General features: G+C 70.3%; 16 protein-coding genes and 2 tRNA genes. 5 read left to right on the top strand and 13 right to left on the bottom strand.

Annotated elements, in window-relative coordinates; genetic code table 11:
* Positions 1-1524, bottom strand: coding sequence for a bifunctional folylpolyglutamate synthase/dihydrofolate synthase (locus ACH4D3_RS07770; RefSeq protein ID WP_398317712.1), 1524 nt, complete (start codon positions 1522-1524; stop codon positions 1-3).
* A 246-nt stretch (positions 1525-1770) separates the two neighbouring features.
* Complete coding sequence (locus ACH4D3_RS07765) at positions 1771-4422, bottom strand: valine--tRNA ligase (protein ID WP_398317709.1); 2652 nt, start codon at positions 4420-4422, stop codon at positions 1771-1773.
* A 138-nt stretch (positions 4423-4560) separates the two neighbouring features.
* Here ACH4D3_RS07765 and ACH4D3_RS07760 point away from each other — a divergent pair, with 138 nt between their 5' ends.
* Positions 4561-5568, top strand: coding sequence for a hypothetical protein (locus ACH4D3_RS07760; protein WP_398317706.1), 1008 nt, complete (start codon positions 4561-4563; stop codon positions 5566-5568).
* Between the two features lie 93 nt (positions 5569-5661).
* Here the strand turns inward: ACH4D3_RS07760 and clpX are convergent, their stop codons facing one another.
* The 5 genes from clpX to ACH4D3_RS07735 all read right to left on the bottom strand — a co-directional run bounded on the left by clpX (position 5662) and on the right by ACH4D3_RS07735 (position 10508).
* Positions 5662-6948, bottom strand: coding sequence for an ATP-dependent Clp protease ATP-binding subunit ClpX (gene clpX, locus ACH4D3_RS07755; protein WP_003976182.1), 1287 nt, complete (start codon positions 6946-6948; stop codon positions 5662-5664).
* Positions 6949-7139: 191 nt separating this feature from the next.
* On the bottom strand, positions 7140-7850 hold the full coding sequence (locus tag ACH4D3_RS07750) for an ATP-dependent Clp protease proteolytic subunit (RefSeq protein ID WP_385350073.1): 711 nt from the start codon (positions 7848-7850) through the stop codon (positions 7140-7142).
* 50 nt (positions 7851-7900) lie between these two features.
* Positions 7901-8506, bottom strand: a complete 606-nt coding sequence (locus ACH4D3_RS07745) for an ATP-dependent Clp protease proteolytic subunit (protein ID WP_030186848.1) — start codon at positions 8504-8506, stop codon at positions 7901-7903.
* A 331-nt stretch (positions 8507-8837) separates the two neighbouring features.
* On the bottom strand, positions 8838-10244 hold the full coding sequence (gene tig, locus ACH4D3_RS07740) for a trigger factor (RefSeq protein WP_398317703.1): 1407 nt from the start codon (positions 10242-10244) through the stop codon (positions 8838-8840).
* Positions 10245-10431: 187 nt separating this feature from the next.
* Positions 10432-10508: transfer RNA gene (locus ACH4D3_RS07735), tRNA-Pro, on the bottom strand.
* Between the two features lie 163 nt (positions 10509-10671).
* Here ACH4D3_RS07735 and ACH4D3_RS07730 point away from each other — a divergent pair.
* Positions 10672-10742, top strand: a tRNA-Gly gene (locus ACH4D3_RS07730).
* Between the two features lie 137 nt (positions 10743-10879).
* Here ACH4D3_RS07730 and ACH4D3_RS07725 read toward each other — a convergent pair.
* Positions 10880-11074 (bottom strand): hypothetical protein, encoded by a 195-nt coding sequence (locus ACH4D3_RS07725; protein WP_003976178.1) that lies wholly within the window; start codon positions 11072-11074, stop codon positions 10880-10882.
* Between the two features lie 635 nt (positions 11075-11709).
* Here ACH4D3_RS07725 and ACH4D3_RS07720 point away from each other — a divergent pair.
* Entirely contained in the window at positions 11710-12876 is a 1167-nt protein-coding gene (locus tag ACH4D3_RS07720; RefSeq protein ID WP_398317699.1) for an acyltransferase family protein, read from the top strand.
* A 10-nt stretch (positions 12877-12886) separates the two neighbouring features.
* Here the strand turns inward: ACH4D3_RS07720 and ACH4D3_RS07715 are convergent, their stop codons facing one another.
* Complete coding sequence (locus ACH4D3_RS07715; RefSeq protein ID WP_398317696.1) at positions 12887-13354, bottom strand: HD domain-containing protein; 468 nt, start codon at positions 13352-13354, stop codon at positions 12887-12889.
* 47 nt (positions 13355-13401) lie between these two features.
* Positions 13402-14589, bottom strand: a complete 1188-nt coding sequence (locus ACH4D3_RS07710) for a PP2C family protein-serine/threonine phosphatase (RefSeq protein WP_003976175.1) — start codon at positions 14587-14589, stop codon at positions 13402-13404.
* 213 nt (positions 14590-14802) lie between these two features.
* On the opposite strand from ACH4D3_RS07710, the gene ACH4D3_RS07705 reads away from it, so the two are divergent.
* Positions 14803-16047: a GNAT family N-acetyltransferase gene (locus ACH4D3_RS07705; protein WP_398317693.1), complete on the top strand. Its 1245-nt coding sequence runs from the start codon at positions 14803-14805 to the stop codon at positions 16045-16047.
* Between the two features lie 10 nt (positions 16048-16057).
* Here the strand turns inward: ACH4D3_RS07705 and ACH4D3_RS07700 are convergent, their stop codons facing one another.
* Both ACH4D3_RS07700 and ACH4D3_RS07695 read right to left on the bottom strand, forming a co-directional pair.
* Entirely contained in the window at positions 16058-16924 is an 867-nt protein-coding gene (locus ACH4D3_RS07700) for an Fpg/Nei family DNA glycosylase (RefSeq protein ID WP_398317690.1), read from the bottom strand.
* Between the two features lie 94 nt (positions 16925-17018).
* Complete coding sequence (locus ACH4D3_RS07695; RefSeq protein ID WP_398317687.1) at positions 17019-17504, bottom strand: ribose-5-phosphate isomerase; 486 nt, start codon at positions 17502-17504, stop codon at positions 17019-17021.
* A 208-nt stretch (positions 17505-17712) separates the two neighbouring features.
* On the opposite strand from ACH4D3_RS07695, the gene ACH4D3_RS07690 reads away from it, so the two are divergent.
* Entirely contained in the window at positions 17713-19161 is a 1449-nt protein-coding gene (locus ACH4D3_RS07690; RefSeq protein ID WP_398317684.1) for an amino acid permease, read from the top strand.
* 82 nt (positions 19162-19243) lie between these two features.
* Here the strand turns inward: ACH4D3_RS07690 and ACH4D3_RS07685 are convergent, their stop codons facing one another.
* Entirely contained in the window at positions 19244-19825 is a 582-nt protein-coding gene (locus ACH4D3_RS07685; protein ID WP_398317681.1) for a biotin transporter BioY, read from the bottom strand.
* Positions 19826-20021 lie beyond the last annotated feature (196 nt).

Below are 20021 nucleotides of genomic sequence, written 5' to 3'. Positions count from 1 at the left end.
TCAGCCCCTCCTCAGGAGCAGTCGGGCCTCGCCGACGGTGATGACGGATCCGGTGACGAGCACACCGCCGCCCGCGAACTCGCCCTCTTCCTCGGCCAGCGTGATGGCGGCCTCCAGGGCGTCCGGCAGCCGCGGCTCGACCTGGACGCGGTCGTCGCCGAAGACCTCGACGGCGATCGCGGCCAGCTCGTCGGCGTCCATCGCGCGGTGGCTGGAGTTCTGGGTGACGACGACCTCGGCGAAGACCGGCTCGAAGGCTTCGAGGAGCCCCCGCACGTTCTTGTCGGCGCTGGCGCCGACCACCCCGATGAGGCGGCTGAACTGGAAGGCCTCCCCCACCGCCTCGGCGGTGACCCGGGCGCCGGCCGGGTTGTGCGCGGCGTCGAGGACCACGGTCGGCGAACGCCGCACCACCTCCATCCGCCCCGGCGAGGCGACGGAGGCGAAGGCCTTGCGCACGGTGTCGACGTCCAGCGGCTCGGGGCGCTGCGCGCCGACGCCGAAGAACGCCTCGACGGCGGCCAGCGCGACCGCCGCGTTGTGCGCCTGGTGGGCGCCGTGCAGCGGCAGGTAGACCTCGGTGTACTCGCCGCCGAGTCCGCGCAGGGTGACCAGCTGCCCGCCGACGGCGACCTCCCGGGCGACGACGCCGAACTCCAGTCCCTCGCGGGCCACGGTGGCGTTGACGTCGACGGCCTTCTTCAGCATCACCTGCGCCGCGTCCACCGGCTGCTGGGCCAGGATGACGGTGGCGTCCTGCTTGATGATCCCGGCCTTCTCGACCGCGATCTCGCCGGGCGTCCCGCCGAGCCGGTCGGTGTGGTCCAGGTCGATGGGGGTGACGACGGCGACGTCCCCGTCGATGACGTTGGTGGCGTCCCAGGAGCCGCCCATCCCGACCTCGACGACGGCCACGTCCACGGGCGCGTCGGCGAAGGCGGCGTACGCCATGCCGGTCAGCACCTCGAAGAAGGACAGCCGGTACTCCTGCTGCGCGTCGACCATCTCGACGTACGGCTTGACGTCGTCGTAGGTCTCGACGAACCGCTCGGCGGAGATCGGCGCCCCGTCCAGGCCGATCCGCTCGGTGATCGACTGCACGTGCGGCGAGGTGTACCGCCCGGTGCGCAGCTCGAAGGCGCCGAGCAGGGCCTCGATCATGCGGGCTGTGGAGGTCTTGCCGTTGGTCCCGGTGATGTGGATGGAGGGGTACGAGCGCTGCGGCTCGCCCAGTACGTCCATCAGCGCGGCGATCCTGCTGACGGACGGCTCCAGCTTGGTCTCGCCCCAGCGGGTCGCCAGCTCCGTCTCGACGGCGCGCAGGGCCGCGTCCACCTCGGGGTCCTCCGGGCGCCCGGGGACGTCGGCCTGCGGGGGGCCGCCCTGGGTGCGCAGGGTGCGGCTGCCGGCCTCGATGACGGCGAGGTCGGGGTCGCGGGTGGTCTCCGCGTCGATGATCTCGTCGAAGGAGTCGAGGGGGTCGGAGGGGTCTGGCTGGTCGTTCTGGCCGGGGATGTCGCTCACGGGGACCAGTCTACGTACCCCGCCCCCCGTGACCGCGGGCAGTCGCGAGGCGGCACGGGTGGGCGCGGCGGCACCCCGTGAGCGCCGGGCTGCGCGATGCCCTGCGGGGCGCCAACGGAGGGGGCGACTTGGGACCCGGGCGAGTGCAGCGCCGTCGTGGCTGGTCGCGCAGTTCCCCGCGCCCCTGAGCGTGCGAAGGCTCCCGGTGCCGATACGGCGCCGGGAGCCTTCGTCGACGTACGGCGGCTACGCCTTCGGCAGCTTTTCCAGCTGGGCGGTGATGCGGGTGATGTCCTCGTCCGCCTTGGTCAGGCGGCCGCGGATCTTGTCCACCACGTGGTCCGGCGCCTTGGCGAGGAACGCCTCGTTGCCGAGCTTGGCGTTCGCCTGGGCCTTCTCCTTCTCCGCCGCGGCGAGGTCCTTCGCCAGCCGCTTGCGCTCGGCGGCGAAGTCGATGACACCGGAGAGGTCGAGGGCGACCTCGACCCCCGCGACCGGCAGCGTCGCCGTCGCGGCGAAACCGTCACCCTCCGGCTGGAGCCGCAGCAGCTGCCGGACGGCCGCCTCGTGGGCCGCGAGCGCGCTGCCCGCGAGGGTCAGCCGGGCCGGGACCCGCTGGCCGGGCTGGAGCCCCTGGTCGGCGCGGAAGCGGCGGACCTCCGTGATGACGGACTGGACGGTCTCGATCTCCCGCTCGGCCTCCGCGTCCCGGAAACCGCCCGGGGCGTCAGCCCCAGGAACGAACACAGCCGACGGCCACTCGGCGATGACGACCGACTCGCCACCCGTCAGCGTCGTCCACAGCGTCTCGGTGACGAAGGGCACGATCGGGTGGAGGAGACGCAGCGTCACGTCCAGGACCTCGCCCAGGACCCGCTTGGAGACCTCGGCCGCCTCGCCGCCCGCCTGGAAGGTGGTCTTGGACAGCTCGACGTACCAGTCGAAGACCTCGTCCCAGGCGAAGTGGAACAGGGCGTCGGAGAGCTTCGCGAACTGGTAGTCCTCGTAGTACGCGTCGACCTCGGCGACGACCGAGTTAAGGCGGGAGAGGATCCAGCGGTCGGTCGAGGACATCCTCGACGCGTCCGGCAGCGGGCCCTCGACCGTCGCGCCGTTCATCAGCGCGAAGCGGGTGGCGTTCCAGATCTTGTTGGCGAAGTTCCGGGAGCCCTGGACCCAGTCCTCGCCGATCGGCACGTCGACGCCCGGGTTGGCGCCGCGCGCGAGGGTGAAGCGCAGGGCGTCGGAGCCGTACTTGTCCATCCAGTCCAGCGGGTTCACCACGTTCCCGAAGGACTTGGACATCTTCTTGCCGTTCTGGTCACGGACCATGCCGTGCAGGGCGATGGTGTGGAACGGCGGGGTGCCGTCCATCGCGTAGAGGCCGAACATCATCATCCGGGCGACCCAGAAGAAGAGGATGTCGTAGCCGGTGACCAGGACCGAGTTCGGGTAGAACTTCGCGAGCGACTCGGTCTGCTCGGGCCAGCCGAGCGTGGAGAACGGCCACAGGCCGGAGGAGAACCAGGTGTCCAGGACGTCGGAGTCCTGGTACCAGCCCTCGCCGCTGGGTGGCTCCTCGCCGGGGCCGACGCAGACGACCTCGCCCTCGGGGCCGTACCAGACGGGAATGCGATGGCCCCACCACAGCTGGCGCGAGATCGTCCAGTCGTGGAGGTTGTCGACCCAGTCGAAGTACCGCTTCTCCATCTCCTGCGGGTGGATCTTGACCCGGCCGTCGCGGACCGCGTCACCGGCGGCCTTGGCCAGCGGGCCGACCTTGACCCACCACTGCATGGACAGGCGCGGCTCGATGGTGGTCTTGCAGCGCGAGCAGTGGCCGACGGAGTGGACGTAGGGCCGCTTCTCGGCGACGATCCGGCCCTCGGCGCGCAGCGCGGCGACGATGGCGGAGCGGGCCTCGAGCCGGTCCTGGCCCTGGAAGGGGCCGTGGGCGGTGATGACGGCGTGCTCGTCCATCACGGTGATGGACGGCAGACCGTGCCGCTGGCCGATCTCGAAGTCGTTCGGGTCGTGGGCGGGCGTCACCTTGACGGCGCCGGTGCCGAACTCGGGGTCGACGTGCTCGTCGGCGACGACCGGGATGGAGCGGTCGGTCAGCGGCAGCTTGATGAGCTTGCCGACCAGGTGCTTGTAGCGCTCGTCCTCGGGGTGGACGGCGACGGCGGTGTCGCCGAGCATCGTCTCCGCGCGGGTGGTGGCGACGACGATGGTCTCGTCGCCGTCCCCGTACTTCATGGAGACCAGTTCGCCGTCGTCGTCCTGGTACTCGACCTCGATGTCGGAGATCGCGGTCAGGCAGCGCGGGCACCAGTTGATGATGCGCTCGGCGCGGTAGATCAGCTCGTCGTCGTAGAGCCGCTTGAAGATGGTCTGGACGGCCTGGGAGAGGCCCTCGTCCATCGTGAAGCGCTCGCGGGACCAGGCGACGGCGTCGCCGAGGCGGCGCATCTGGCCGGAAATCTGCCCGCCGGACTCGCTCTTCCACTGCCAGACGCGCTCGACGAAGGCCTCCCGGCCGAGGTCGTGCCGGGACTTGCCCTCCTTGGCCAGCTCCCGCTCGACGACGTTCTGGGTGGCGATGCCGGCGTGGTCCATGCCGGGCTGCCACAGCGTCTCGTAGCCCTGCATGCGCTTGCGGCGGGTCAGGGCGTCGATGAGCGTGTGCTCGAAGGCGTGCCCGAGGTGCAGGCTGCCCGTGACGTTCGGCGGCGGGATGACGACGGTGTACGGCGGCTTGTCGCTCTTCGCGTCGGCCTCGAAGTAACCCCGTTCCACCCAGCGCTCGTACAGCTGCCCCTCTACCTCGGCCGGCGTGTACTGGGTCGGCAGTTCGGTGCTGGGTGCGGGCTGCGGCTGCTGAGAGTTCTCGGTCACGTGGGTCAGTTTACGGGCGTCACGGCCCTGTCCCGAAACGCGTTTCTTCTGTAACGGTGCGGCCCCCGGTGACCTGCGCACGCCAGGCTTGAGTCAGGATGTCAGAACCACGTAAAGCATCCGAGGGGGAACCCAGAAATGAGTCACAACCAGCCGGGCCCGTACGGCGGGCAGCCCCAGCAGCCCGGACCGTACGGCCAGCCGGGACCGTACGGTCAGCAGCCGCCGCAGGCCCCGCAGCCCGGCTACGGCTACCCCCAGCAGACGCCTCCGCCGCAGCAGCCGGGCTACGGCTACCCGCAGCAGCCCCAGCAGGGCGGCGTCCCGCCGCAGACTCCCCCGTACGGCCAGCAGCCCGGCTACGGCCAGCAGCCCCCTTACGGTCAGCAGCCGCCCTACGGTCAGCAGCCCTACGGCATGCCCCAGCCCCCGGCTCCGGGCGGTGGCGGCAAGAAGAAGGCCGGCCTGATCATCGGCGCGGTCGCCGTCGTGGCGGCGATCGGCGTGGGCGCCTACTTCGTGATCGGCGGGGGCGGTGGCGCGGGCGGCCTGGAGGACGACGGCGCGCACAAGCTGGCGACGCCGGAGAAGGCACTCGGCGAGTACACGAAGGTCCAGGGCCAGGAGAGCGGTGACTCCGACACCGCCAAGGACATGGAGAAGAGCGGCGTCAAGGACGGCACCGCCGTGATCGGGCAGTGGTCGACCGCCGACCTCAGCGGCTACGACCCCCAGGACCCGTCCACGCTGCCCGACAAGTCGGAGCTGCTGACCGCCAAGGGCTTCACGATGGTGGGCGGTTACGGCAAGATCGACGACCCCCAGGCGACCCTGGACAAGTTCTTCGCCAACATCCAGAAGGAAGTCAAGGACAGCTCCACCAGCGACACCGGCGGCATGCAGAACGCCGAGCTGGTCGGCGAGCCCGAGGAGGTCGAGATCGACGGCACGGTCGCCAAGTGCCAGTCGACCAAGGCCACCAACGCGCTCACCAAGAAGGAGTCGACCGACTGGTTCTGCGCCTGGGCCGACTACAGCACGATCGCCATGGTCTCCCCCGGCGACAACGCCGGTACCGGGGTCGGCAAGCAGAAGGCGATCGACATCACGTCGAAGCTGCGCGAGGAGGTCCGCGTCAAGGCCTGACGCGCGCGTCCAACGGCAACGCGGGAGGGGCCCGGTCGAATTCGACCGGGCCCCTCCCGCGTGCGTTGCGCGTGGTGCGTGGCGCGTGACCGGCTACGCCGTCTTCTGCTCGCCCGGGCCGCGGCCCCGCGAATCGCGGGGGATCAGCGTGGGGTTGACGTTGGAGAGGACCACGTCGGCGGTGATGACGACGCGGGCGACGTCCTTGCGGGAGGGGACCTCGTACATCACGCCCTGGAGGACTTCCTCCATGATGGCGCGCAGGCCGCGGGCGCCGGTCTGGCGGAGGATGGCCTGGTCGGCGATGGCCTCCAGGGCCTCGCGCTCGAAGTCCAGCTCCACGCCGTCGAGTTCGAAGAGGCGCTCGTACTGCTTGACGAGGGCGTTGCGCGGCTCGACCAGGATCTGGAGGAGCGCCTCGCGGTCGAGGTTGTGGACGGAGGTGATGACGGGCAGTCGGCCGATGAACTCGGGGATCATGCCGAACTTGACCAGGTCCTCCGGCATGACCTGCTCGAACTGGTCCTTGGACTCGATCTCCCGCTTGGAGCGGATCTGCGCGCCGAAGCCGATGCCCTTGGCGCCGGCCCGGCCCTCGATGATCTTCTCCAGGCCCGCGAAGGCGCCGCCCACGATGAACAGCACGTTCGTCGTGTCGATCTGGATGAACTCCTGGTGCGGGTGCTTGCGGCCGCCCTGCGGCGGCACGGAGGCCGTGGTGCCCTCCAGGATCTTCAGCAGGGCCTGCTGAACGCCCTCGCCCGACACGTCGCGTGTGATGGACGGGTTTTCACTCTTCCGCGCGACCTTGTCGATCTCGTCGATGTAGATGATCCCGGTCTCGGCCTTCTTGACGTCGTAGTCCGCGGCCTGGATCAGCTTCAGCAGGATGTTCTCGACGTCCTCGCCGACGTACCCCGCCTCGGTGAGCGCCGTGGCGTCGGCGATCGCGAAGGGGACGTTCAGCATGCGGGCGAGGGTCTGGGCGAGGAGGGTCTTGCCGGAGCCCGTGGGGCCCAGCAGGAGGATGTTGGACTTCGCCAACTCGATGGCGTCCTCGCGGCCTTGGGCGCCGCCGTTCTCGCCGGCCTGGACCCGCTTGTAGTGGTTGTACACCGCGACGGAGAGGGCCTTCTTGGCCGCTTCCTGGCCGACCACGTAGCTCTCGAGGAACTCGTAGATCTCGCGCGGCTTGGGAAGCTCCTCCCAGCGCACCTCGCTGGTCTCGGCCAGCTCTTCCTCGATGATCTCGTTGCAGAGGTCGATGCACTCGTCGCAGATGTACACACCGGGCCCTGCGATGAGCTTCTTGACCTGCTTCTGGCTCTTCCCGCAGAACGAGCACTTGAGCAGATCGCCGCCGTCACCGATGCGTGCCACGGTGTGCTTCCCCTTCGCCTGGGAGACTCCCGTACGTCGACGTCACGTCGACGGCGGGCGGACTCCTGGTGCTGCCTTATGTCCGACGGTACCTTGCCGGGCCCCTCGTCCGGGCCCCCCTTGGCACGGTTCGCTTTGACGTGAATCGCGTCAAACCGTGCCAAGGAGCGGCAGACGATACAGCCTCCCGCCTAGCGGAGAGAGGAGTTGTCCATCTTCCGGGTGGTGATGATCTGGTCGATCAGGCCGTAGCTCAGCGCGTCCTCGGCCGTGAGGATCTTGTCGCGCTCGATGTCCTCGCGGATCTTCTCGACCGGCGTGGTGGAGTGCTTGGCCAGCATCTCCTCCAGCTGCGAGCGCATCCGGAGGATCTCGTTGGCGGCGATCTCCAGGTCGGAGACCTGACCGCGGCCGGTCTCGCTGTACGGCTGGTGGATCAGGACGCGGGCGTTCGGCAGCGCCATGCGCTTGCCCGGGGTGCCGGCCGCGAGCAGGACGGCGGCGGCGGAGGCGGCCTGGCCCATGCAGACCGTCTGGATGTCCGGCTTCACGTACTGCATCGTGTCGTAGATGGCCGTGAGCGCGGTGAAGGAGCCGCCGGGGCTGTTGATGTAGACCGAGATGTCCCGGTCGGGGTCCATCGACTCCAGGCACAGCAGCTGCGCCATGACGTCGTTGGCGGAGGCGTCGTCGATCTGGACCCCGAGGAAGATCACGCGCTCTTCGAAGAGCTTCGCGTACGGGTCGTACTCGCGCACGCCCTGCGAGGTGCGCTCGACGAAGCGCGGGATGACGTAGCGGGACTCGGCCTGGGGGCCGGTGTAGCGGCCCTGGGAAGCGGCGCGCATGTCCTGTGTGGCGTTCATGCGGTCGTACAGGCCGCTGCCGGGGAAGTCGTTCACAGTGTCTCCTGTAAAGGGGCTGAGGCGGTCGGCTCGGGGCGGAGGATGGCTCAGGCGCCCGTGCCGCCGCCGCCCGGCATGCCGGCGGCCGTGGCGATGACGTCGTCGATGAGGCCGTACTCCTTGGCCTCGAAGGCGTCGAACCAGCGGTCGCGGTCCGAGTCGCGGGTGATCTGCTCGATCGTCTGGCCGGTGTGCTGGGAGGTCAGCTCGGCCATGCGCCGCTTGGTGTGCAGCAGCCGCTCGGCGTGGATCTTGATGTCCGAGGCCGAACCGGCCAGGCCGGCGGAGGGCTGGTGGATCAGGATCTCGGCGTTCGGCAGCGCGAAGCGCTTGCCGGGGGTGCCCGCGCTGAGCAGGAACTGTCCCATGGAGGCCGCGAGACCCATCGCGATCGTCACCACGTCGTTCTTGATGTACTGCATGGTGTCGTAGATCGCCATGCCGGCCGTGATCGAACCGCCCGGGCTGTTGATGTACAGGAAGATGTCCTTGTCCGGGTCGGACGCGAGGAGCAGCAGCTGTGCGGTGATCTTGTTCGCAATGTCGTCGTCGACCGGCTGGCCGAGGAAGATGATCCGCTCGCCGAGCAGTCGGTTGTAGACCTGGTCGCCGAGGCCGCCACCGATGGAGGGCTCGCCGGCGGCTGAGGGCATCAGATTCGTCACGTATCCACCTGCTCGTCTTACGACGGCGCCGGGCCGTCTCACGTTTCCCTGCGGGGCTGGAGCCGCTTTCCGGGACTCCCCTGCCCTCGTATTCATGGACCCTAACGCGGTGACCCTCCGGTGCCATCCCGGTTCTGCGGGTGTTCGCCTCGGGCGTAGCGCCGTGACGGTGCCTGTTCATTGCCGGGTGCGGGTCCGTGGGTGGCTGGTCGCGCAGTTCCCCGCGCCCCTTGCGGCGCTGTCCAGCCGTAAGTGAAAGGGCCCCGGCGTCGGAACGTCCGGGGCCCGTTTCACATCCGTCGGGGACGGCGCGAGGGGATCAGCCCTCGGTCTTCTCCTCGGCCTTGTCGTCGGCCTTCTCGGCGTCGGCGGGCTCGGTGGCGGCGGCCTCGGCGGCCTCCGTCTCCTCGTCCTCCTCGTCGTCCAGGTCGACGATCTCGCCGTTGGTGTCCTTGACCGTGGCCTTCTCGACCACGGCGGCCAGGGCCTTGCCGCGGGCGACCTCGCCGACGAGGAGCGGGACCTGGCCCTGCTCGACGACGGCCTGGGCGAACTGGTCGGGGGACATGCCGGAGGAGGCGGCACGGCGCATGAGGTGCTCGGTCAGCTCTTCCTGGCTGACGTTGAGCTTCTCCTGCTTGACCAGCTCGTCGAGGACGAACTGGGTCTTGATGCCCTTGACCGCGGCCTCGCGGGTCTCGGTCTCGAACTCCTCGGCGGTCTTGCCCTGCAGCTCGAGGTACTTCTCCAGGTCGAGGCCCATCTGGCCGAGCTGGTGGTGCTCGAGGTTGTGCTTGCGGGTGTTGATCTCGTCCTCGAGGAGCTTCTCGGGGACCGGGACCTCGACCAGCTCGAGCAGCTTGTCCAGGACGCGCTCCTGGGCCTGCGTGGCCTGGTCGTACTGCTTCATGTTGGCGAGGCGCTTGCGGCTGTCGGCCTGCAGCTCCTCAAGCGTGTCGAACTCCGACGCGAGCTGCGCGAAGTCGTCGTCCAGCTCGGGCAGCTCGCGCGCGGCGACCTGGGAGACCTTGACGGTGACCTCGGCCTCCTTGCCGGCCGCCGAGCCGCCCTTGAGCTCGGAGGTGAAGGTGGCCTCGCCACCGGCCTCCAGGCCCTTCACGGCGTCGTCGATGCCGTCCAGCAGCTCGCCGGAGCCGATGGTGTAGGACACACCGTCGGCGACGCCGTCCTCGAGGACCTCGCCGTCGACCTTGGCCTGCAGGTCGAGGGTGAGCACGTCGCCGTCCGCGGCGGCGCGCTCGACCGGGGAGGTCGAGGCGAAGCGCTCGCGCAGCTGCTCCACCGACTTCTCGACGTCCTCGTCGCTGACCTCGACGGCGTCGACCTCGACCTCGATGCCGGAGTAGTCCGGGATCTCGATGGAGGGGCGGATGTCGACCTCGGCGGTGAAGTTCAGCGTCTCGCCGTCCTTCAGCTCCGTGATGTCGACCTCGGGCTGGCCGAGCGGGTTCAGCTCGGCCTCGTTGACCGCGTCGGTGTAGAACTTGGGAAGCGCGTCGTTGACCGCCTCCTCCAGAACCGCACCGCGGCCGAACCGCTGGTCGATGACCCGGGCCGGGATCTTGCCCTTGCGGAAGCCCTTCACCGTGACCTGCTGGTTGATCTTCTTGTACGCCGCGTCGAGGCTGTCCTTGAGCTCCTCGAAGGGCACCTCGACAGTGAGCCGAACCCGGGTCGGGTTCAGGGTCTCCACGGCGCTCTTCACGGTTCGGTCTCCTTGGTGGCTGACTTCTTGGGTTCTGCCGGAACCAGAGAGTGTCCGGCAAATTACGCCGCCCGGAGACTTCAGACACTGAGACACACGGGCGTGCAGCTTGCATAGTAACGGCAGCGACTACACGGCCCAAAAGGCGATCACTCGGCGATCACTCGGAGGTCGGTCGATGGGTCGATGGTCGGGGTGGCGGGATTTGAACCCACGGCCTTCCGCTCCCAAAGCGGACGCGCTACCAAGCTGCGCCACACCCCGTCTGGTGCGACACGTAGGGTACATGCCGCCGGCCACCGGGGACCTCAGGGTTTCCCGAGCGTCCGTGAAGGTCCGGCGCGGACCGGAAGGGGTGTGCGGTGAGGGGGCACGACCCGCTACGATGCGTGCAGTGCCGCGGTCACCGACCTGCGGCGCGTGCTGTGCGGGCGTAGCTCAATGGTAGAGCCCCAGTCTTCCAAACTGGCTACGCGGGTTCGATTCCCGTCGCCCGCTCCGAGAGGCCTCCGGCCCGGTCCCGCAGGGATCGGGCCGGAGGCCTTTGTGCGGTTCCCGGAGGCCTCCGGGCGGGCCCCCGGGGCCTTTGTGCGGTCCCGGGGGCCCGGACCGCACGGGGCCTGGCGGCGGCGGGGCTAGAACTGGATCGAGTTGATCGTGTCCGCTATCGAGTCCAGGAAGCGTTGGATGTCGTCGGCCATGCCGGTCGAGGCGAGGAAGAAGCCGAAGAGGACCGCGACGACCGCCGGCCCCGCCTTGATCGACCCTCCCCGCAGCAGCACCACCAGGATGATCCCCAAGAGCAGCACCACTGACAGTGAAATGGCCACAACTGATCACACCCTCGGTCGGTCCGCACTCCCGCCCGGAGGTGTGGCACCGCAACACCCCCGCCAGAACCATCGTGCCACCAACCGGGCCCTGTCATGCGGCAGGTGACACATCGTCCGGCCGGTTCCGTGAGCGGCACGCTCCCCCGCGCACGCGGGCGCGGCCCGCCGTCGCCGCCCGCACATGATTTCGACGATCCATACCTGCGGGGAATTCGAGTCGTTTCGTTTCCGTGCCCACACAACGCGTTCGCAGGTATTTCGAATTGTCGCGGTGGACACATCGGCGAGTGCGCCGGCAGCATCACCACAGGGTGATCACAGGGGAATCACAGGGACATCACAGGATCACCCGTGAAGCCCGTAAGTGCGCTGTTCAGTCATGATGTGTCAGGACAAACAGGGCGCTCCCGCGCGGGGGCCGTCACCCGTCCGGGCAGGCCGAGTTCCCGAAATACGGGGTACTCGCACCGTACTCACACCGTGCCCAAGACCCGAAATGCAGGAATGACGTCGAGCGTTTTACGGAATACGACGGCGAACGCTAGGGTGCCTCAGATGTTCTACGCTGCCTCGTCCCCCATCAGAGCAGCGAGGTCCTGTGACTACTCGCCGGATTTTCGGCGGGTGGTTGCATGACTAGCTCGCTGCGATCCGACGGCGACCGGAAGTCGCCGTCCCCACGCACCCGCCCGAGCCGGCAGCGCGACGCGTTCTTCGACAACGCCAAGTACCTGGCGATCGTCCTGGTCGGCGTGGGCCACGCCTGGGGCCAGATCCTGGACGGGAACCGGACCGTGGAGACCCTCTACCGGGTCCTGTACACGTTCCATATGCCGGCGTTCATCGTCATCTCCGGCTACTTCTCGCGCAGTTTCGACCTGAGCCCCAAGCGCGTCAAACGGCTGATCACGGGTGTCGTCGTCCCCTACGTCGTCTTCGAGGTCGCCTACGCGCTGCACCGCCGCGTCAGCGAGGACCCGGCCAACGACATCAGCCTGCTGGACCCCACCTACCTCCTGTGGTTCCTGTGCGCGCTGTTCGTGTGGCGGCTGACCACCCCCCTGTGGCAGACGCTCCGTTGGCCGCTCCCGATCGCCCTCGGCATCGCCGCGCTGGCCTCCGTGACGCCGACCGTCGGCAACGACCTGAACATGCAGCGGGTGCTGCAGTTCCTGCCGTGCTTCGTACTGGGTCTGCTGCTGCGCCCCGAGCACTTCCAGCTGGTGCGGCGCCGTTCGGTGCGGATCTGGTCCGTGCCGGTGGTCGCGGCGGCGCTGGCGATCGCCTGGTGGTCGGTGCCGCGCATGGAGACCGGCTGGTTCTACCGCAACGCCTCGGTGCAGGACACGAGCGCCCCCTGGTGGTCCGGGCCGGTTCTGACCCTCGCGCTCTTCGGCTGCTCGGTGGTGCTCACCGCCTGCTTCTTCGCCTGGGTGCCCGGCCGGCGCATGTGGTTCACCGCGCTCGGCGCCGGCACGATCTACGGCTACCTGCTGCACGGCTTCCTGGTGAAGGAGGGCGACTACACCGGCTGGTTCCAGCAGCCCTTCCTGGACCGGCCGCTCGGCGAGATCGGGCTCACCGTACTCGGCGCCGCCGCCATCACCCTGCTGTGCACCAAGCCCGTCCAACGGGTCCTGCGGTACGTGGTCGAACCGAGGATGGACTGGGCCTTCAGACACGACGCCGGGGACGCCGCCCGGGACCGTGAGAAGCGGGACCGGGCCGGTACCGGGGCACGCGAGGCGTCCGCCGAGCCCGCCGCGTCGGACGCCGGCGGCGAGAAGGTCTCCGTCTAGAACCGGTGGGTCACCCCTGACCGAGAAGTGCGCGCATCCGCGTGTACTTCTCGGTCAGTCGTGTGCGGGTGGCCCCGTCGAGGACGGCCAGCCTCGCGGGGTCGGCGTTGTGCGCCAGGTCCGCCTCCTTGACCAGCCGCGCGCCGGGGGTGGCCAGGATCCGCGCGACGTACGCCTCGGGCGGCTCCCCCGCCCGCTTGGTGAGGGCCAGGACGATGTCCTTGGTACGACGGCTCAGCGGCGCCGCGTCCAGCCATCCCTCGGTCAGCGCGTCGTCCTCCACGGCGTCGTGCAGCCAGGCGGCCGCGACCTGCTCGTCGTCGCCACCGCGCCGCCGCACGCCCTCGGCGACGGCCCTCAGGTGTTCGGCGTACGGCCGGCCCGCCTTGTCGGTCTGTCCGGCGTGGGCGGCGCGGGCCGTGGCCTCGACCTCGGCCAGGGTGAGCGGCGGGGCGGGCGGTCCGGAGTCGTGGGGCATGGGGCCCAGTATGCGGCGCAGGCCTCGGTCCGTGGCCGGCGCGGGCCTCAGTCCGTGGCCGGTGCGGACTGGGCCGTCGGGCCCTCCCGGCAGATCAGCAGCAGCGCCCGGTCGTCGTTGACGTCCTTGGCCACGGCCTCGATCAGGTGCCAGGCCGCGCCGTGGAAGCCGCCCGCGACATAGCGGTCGGCCTCGCCGGTGAGGCGGTCGATGCCCTCGGCGATGTCCCGGTCGGAGGTCTCCACCAGTCCGTCGGTGAACAGCATCAGTACGTCCCCGGGCCGCAGCGAGCCCTTCACCTGGTCGAACTGCGCACCGTCGTACACGCCGAGCAGCGGTCCGTCGGCGGACTTCTCCTCCCAGCGGCCGGTGCCCGCGCTGAGCTGGAGGCCCGGCGGGTGCCCGGCGGAGTACAGCTCGTAGTCGCCGGAGTCGAGGTCCAGGACGAGGTGGATGGAGGTGGCGAAGCCCTCGTCCCAGTCCTGGCGGAGGAGGTAGCCGTTGGCGGCCGGCAGGAAGGCGTGCGGGGGCAGGCTGCCCAGCAGTCCGCCGAAGGCCCCCGACAGCAGCAGCGCGCGCGAGGCGGCGTCCATGCCCTTGCCGGAGACGTCGGTGAGGACGACCTCCAGCGTCCGGCCGCCGTTGGTGCGGGCCGCGACGACGAAGTCGCCGGAGAAGGACTGCCCGCCCGCCGGGCGCAGCGCCATCTCGCGGTGCCAGCCCTTGGGCAGCTTGGGCAGCTTGCTCTGGACGCGGATGCGTTCGCGCAGGTCGAAGAGCATGGTGCCGCCGCGCCGCCAGGGCACGCCGACCCGGCTGCGGAACTGGGCGACGAGGAGCCCGAAGAAGCCGCAGGCCGCCACCACCAGGACCACGCCGGGTGTGACCCGGGAGGGGCCCTCGGTGTACGGGCCGAGCTGCACCGACTCCACGATCAGCGCGGTGGCCGCCGCGGCGTACAGGCCGAGCAGGCTCGCCGGGCGCAGCAGCAGGCCGCCCGCGACGATCGGGATGACCAGCGCGGAGGGCGAGCACCACACGGAGTTGGCCATCGTGGTGGCCGCGATGACGGGGATCGTGAGCAGCAGTCCGGCGAGCGCGATCCAGTCCGAGCCGTCGCCGCGGAAGTAGTCGACGGCGGCTCGGCGCACGCCGACGCGGGCCCGGTGCCACTGCTTCTTCCACCGGGCCGTGAACGTCTCGGCCTCCGCGCGCCGCTGTCGTCCTGCTGCCATTAGTTCGGGACCCTATCCATCGGACCGGCCGCTTGGCACGGGAGGTCCCACTTGTCCCCCGTCCGAGGCCGGACTTCACAGTGAACTTCACGAACGGCTCCCGCGCCGCACCCCTGCGGAAATTGTCTCGCCCGACTCGTGCCGCCCTGGTACGCATGCCGTATGGAACGGTCCACGGGTGATGACGGCGGCGGCACGACGACAACGATGCCGATGACGACGACGGAGCCGCGGGTGCTGCGGCGCGAGGAGTGGGACACCTGGTACGGGTCGCTGATCCGTGCCTTCGGCGGGGTTCCGGAGCCGGCCGAGGAGCTGGAGCTGTTCCGGGAGCTGACGCGGGTGGACCGGTCGATCGGCGTCTGGGAGGACGACGGGGAGGGCGAGGCGTGCGTCGGGACGACAGGGTCGTTCGACTTCCGGATGACCGTGCCGGGCGGCGCGCGGGTGCGCGCGGCGGGCGTGACGATGGTGAGCGTCGCCGCCACGCACCGGCGCCGGGGCGTGCTGACGTCGATGATGCGGCGGCAGTTGGACGACGTACGGGCCTGGGGCGAGCCGCTGGCGGTCCTGACGGCCTCCGAGCCGGCCATCTACGGCCGGTTCGGGTACGGCGCCGCGACCTTCTCGCTGAGCGCGGAGATCGACACGAGCCGGGTCCGGCTGTCGGTGCCGGCCGGCACGGATGACGTACGGCTGCGGTACGCGGCGCCCGCCGACGTGCTCGACGCGTGCGAGGCGGTCTACGCGCGGCTGGTGCCGGGGCGGCCGGGGATGCTGGCCCGGCGGCCCGGCTGGGAGCGGCTGGCGCTGCTGGATCCGGAGAGCGGGCGGGACGGCGCCTCGCCCCTGCAGTGCGTCCTCGCCCGGCGGGGCGGCGAGGTCACCGGGTTCGCGCGGTTCCGGGTGCGGCCGGCCTGGGGGCCCGAGGGGGCCGGGGGCACCGTGGTCCTCGGCGATCTGGCGGGGCTCGACCCGGCGACCGAGGCGGCGTTGTGGCGCTTCCTGTACGACGTCGACCTGACCTCCCGGCTGGCGGTGCGGGGGCGGCCGGTCGACGAGGCGTGGCAGTACCAGGTGTCGGACATCCGGCGGTGCCGTCCGGAGCTGCGAGACGCGTTGTACGTGCGGCTGGTGGACGTGGGTGCGGCGCTCGCGGCGCGGACCTACCAGGCGCCGGTGGACGTGGTGTTCGAGGTGGAGGACGCCTTCTGCCCCTGGAACGCGGGGCGTTGGCGCCTCAGCGGCGACGCGAAGGGCGCGTCGTGCGAGCGTACGTCCGACGGGGCGGATCTGGCGTTGTCCGTGCGGGAGTTGGGCGCGGCGTACCTGGGGGGTGTGCGGCTGGGTTCGCTGGGCGCGGCCGGCCGGGTGCGCGAGGTGCGGGCCGGGGCGCTGGCGGAGGCGTCGGTGGGGTTCGGGTCGGACGTGGCGCCGTGGCTGCCGCACGGGTTCTGAGTCCGGACTCTCACCGTTTCTGACAGGTGGGGCACCAGAAGAGGTTGCGGGCGGCGAGGTCGGCGGTGCTGATCGGGCCGCCGCACAGGTGGCAGGGCTGGTTGGCCCGGCGGTAGACGTAGACCTCGCCGCCGTGGTCGTCGACGCGGGGCGGGCGGCCCATGGCCTCGGGGGTGTGCTCGGGGCGGACGGTGTCGATGCGGTTGTTCCGCACCCCCTCGCGCATCAGGGCGGTGAGGTCCTGCCAGATGGTGTCCCACTCGGCGGGGGTGAGGTCCTTGCCGGGGCGGTACGGGTCGATGCCGTGGCGGAAGAGGACCTCGGCGCGGTAGACGTTGCCGACGCCGGCGACGACCTTCTGGTCCATGAGCAGGGCGGCGATGGTGGTGCGGCTGCGGGAGATCCGGCGGTGGGCGGCCGCGGGGTCGGCGTCGGTGCGCAGCGGGTCGGGGCCGAGGCGGTCGTGTATCGCCTGTTTCTCCGGGGCCGTGATCAGGGCGCAGGTGGTGGGGCCGCGGAGGTCGACGTGGGCGGTGTCGTTGGCCAGGCGGAGGCGGACGGTGTCCGTGGGCGGCGGCGCGGGGGCCGGGCCGAAGGCGACCTTGCCGAAGAGGCCGAGGTGGATATGGACCCAGGCGGGGTTCTCGGCGGCGTCCTCGGTCGCGTTCCCGGCCGCGTCCTCGGTCGCGTTCCCGGCTGTGCCGAAGCCGAGGAAGAGGTGCTTGCCGTGGGCGTCGGCGGTGGTCAGGACGGTGCCGTCGAGAAGGGCGGCGGAGTCGGCGAACCTGCCCTGCGGGCTGGTGACGCGGACTGCCGTGCGGGCGAAGGCGGCGGTGTAGTCCTGGGCCAGCCGGTGGATCGTGTGCCCCTCTGGCACGTGCGGTGTCCTTTCGCCCGGCCGCGGGGCCGGTGCCGCCCCCCGGTGCTCGCGCGGTGGGGGGCGGCGGGGCGGGTCGGGTCCTCGGGGGGTTCTACTGCTGCGGGTGGTGGGACGGCACCGGGGGAAGGTCGCCCGTCGTCTCGTAGGACGTGAGCATGTCGATGCGGCGGATGTGGCGTTCGTCGCCGGAGAACGGGGTGCCGAGGAAGGTCTCGACGAACTTCGTCGCCTCCTCCTGCGTGTGCATGCGGGCGCCGACCGCCACGACGTTGGCGTTGTTGTGCTGGCGGCCCAGCGACGCCGTCTCCTCGCTCCAGGCCAGCGCCGCGCGCACGCCCTTCACCTTGTTCGCCGCGATCTGCTCGCCGTTGCCGGATCCGCCGATCACGATGCCGAGGGCGTCGGGGTCCGCGGCCGTGCGCTCGGCGGCGCGCAGGCAGAAGGGCGGGTAGTCGTCCTGGGCGTCGTAGATGTGCGGACCGCAGTCGACGGGCTCGTGACCCGCCGCCGCGAGCCACTCGACGAGGTGGTTCTTGAGTTCGAAGCCCGCATGGTCCGAGCCGAGATACACGCGCATGCGTCGAGTGTGACACGCGCGCCGAGCGGTGGACGCTTCGGGTCGCGACTGGGAAAACGACTCGTGAAACTTTAAAAGCTCAGGAAAAGCTCAAGTATCGATCCGGATTCAAAGGTTCCTGAATTCGTTCGCCTCCGTTTCACTGGTCCGGCTCGTACACCGCTCGTACGGGAAAGTGCTCGACCGGCGCAAAGGAAACCCTCCCCCCATGACTTCGCAGCCGACCTTGACCAAGTCCGAGGAGGGGCCCGCGGGCCCCTCGGGACCCGGTTCCGGTCTTCAGGCCGGACTCAAGAACCGCCACCTCTCGATGATCGCCATCGGCGGCGTCATCGGAGCCGGGCTGTTCGTGGGCTCCAGTTCGGGAATCGCCACCGCGGGACCCGGCATCCTCCTCTCGTACGCCCTCGTCGGCACACTCGTGGTGCTGGTGATGCGGATGCTCGGGGAGATGTCGGCCGCCAACCCGACCTCGGGCTCGTTCTCCGCACATGCCGACCGTGCGCTCGGCCCGTGGGCCGGGTTCTCCATCGGCTGGCTCTACTGGTTCTTCTGGGTCGTGGTGCTGGCCGTGGAGGCCACCGCCGGGGCCAAGATCCTCGAAGGGTGGATTCCCGCCGTGCCGCAGTGGGGCTGGGCACTGATCGTGATGGTCGTGCTCACCGCCACCAACCTCGCCTCCGTCGGCTCCTACGGCGAGTTCGAGTTCTGGTTCGCCGGGATCAAGGTCGTCGCCATCGCGGCGTTCATCGTCGTCGGCGGGCTGGCCGTCTTCGGGGTGCTGCCCGGCGTGGACAGCGACCAGGCCGGGCTCGGGAACCTCACCGAACACGGCGGGTTCCTGCCGCACGGGGCCGGGGCCGTTCTCACCGGCGTACTGCTCGTCGTCTTCTCCTTCATGGGCAGCGAGATCCCCACGCTCGCCGCCGGTGAGTCGGAGGACCCGCAGCGGGCCGTCACCAAGGCGACCAACAGCATCATCTGGCGCATCGCCGTCTTCTACCTCGGGTCCATCTTCGTCGTGGTCGCGCTGCTGCCCTGGGACTCGCAGTCGATCGTCGACCAGGGCTCCTACGTCGCCGCGCTGGACTCGCTCGGGATCCCGAACGCCGGCGAGATCATGAACTTCATCGTGCTGACGTCCGTGCTGTCCTGTCTGAACTCCGGGCTCTACACCGCCTCCCGCATGGCCTTCTCGCTCGGTCAGCGCGGGGACGCGCCGAAGGCCTTCGCCCGGACCACCCGGCGCGGGGTGCCGCAGACGGCGATCCTGTCGTCCGTCGTCTTCGGCTTCGTCGCGGTCTTCTTCAACTACAAGTTCCCCGACACGGTCTTCCTCTTCCTGCTCAACTCCTCGGGCGCGGTGGCCCTCTTCGTCTGGCTGGCCATCTGCTTCTCGCAGCTGCGCCTGCGGAAGATCATCCAGGCCGAGGCGCCGGAGAAGCTGGTCGTGCGGATGTGGCTGTACCCGTACCTGACTTGGGCGGCCGCCGCGGTCATCGTCTTCGTGCTCGGCTACATGCTGACCGACACCGAGCACGACGGGCGCAGCACCGTGCTGCTGTCGCTGCTCGTCGCCGCGCTCGTCCTCGTCGTCGCCTTCGTCAAGCAGCGGGTCACCGCGACGCGGAAGGCCGCCGACGCCGTGAAGGGCTGATCTCCGCCGGGAAACGAAAGAGGCTCGCCGGGCGCTGTAGCGCTCCGGCGAGCCTCTTCTCGTGCGGGCCCGCGGCGGCCGGTTATCGCTTGTCGACCAGCTTCCACGCCGTGGGCAGGACGCCCATCGCCAGCGCGGCCTTCAGCGCGTCGCCGATCAGGAACGGGGTGAGGCCGGCCGCGATCGCGGCGGTGAGGGACATGTCGGCGGCCAGGGCCAGGTACGGCACGCCGACGGCGTAGATGACCGCCTCGCCGAGCAGCATCGTGCCGGCCGTGCGCAGCACCGAGCGGTCGGCGCCGCGGCGGGCCAGGGCGCCCACGGCCGTGGCGGCGAGCAGCATGCCGAAGACGTAGCCGAGGGAGGGGGCGGCGGTGCCGGAGCCGCCTTCGGCGAACCACGGCACGCCCGCCATCCCGACCAGGGCGTAGAGCGTGAGGGAGAGCAGGCCGCGGCGGGCGCCGAGCGAGGTGCCGACGAGCAGCGCCGCGAAGGTCTGGCCGGTCACCGGCACCGGGGAGCCGGGCACGGGCACCGCGATCTGGGCCGCGATGCCGGTGAGCACGGCACCGCCCGCCACCAGCGCGACGTCCCGGACTCGGGAGGAGGGGATGAGGTCGGCGAGGACCTGCCCGGATCGGGCGGGGACGGCAGCGGTGCTCATGGGGACTCCGCGGTGGGGTGGTGTGGACATGTCGGGACACCGCGACGCTATCCCAGCGGGCGGGACCGATCACCAGCAGCGCTCGACAAAGGCCCGCGCGTGGGCTTGGTGGGCTCCCGACAAAGGCCGCGGGATACACACGGACTCGGGTGACACCGGTCACCGAGGGGGTGAGGCGGGCGTCACCAGTAAGCGG

It is taken from the genome of Streptomyces sp. NPDC018026, assembly GCF_044327745.1.
Classification (GTDB): Bacteria; Actinomycetota; Actinomycetes; order Streptomycetales; family Streptomycetaceae; genus Streptomyces; species Streptomyces rubrogriseus.
Note: the sequence above shows the minus strand (reverse complement) of the source record. Positions and strands in the feature narration are given on the sequence as shown.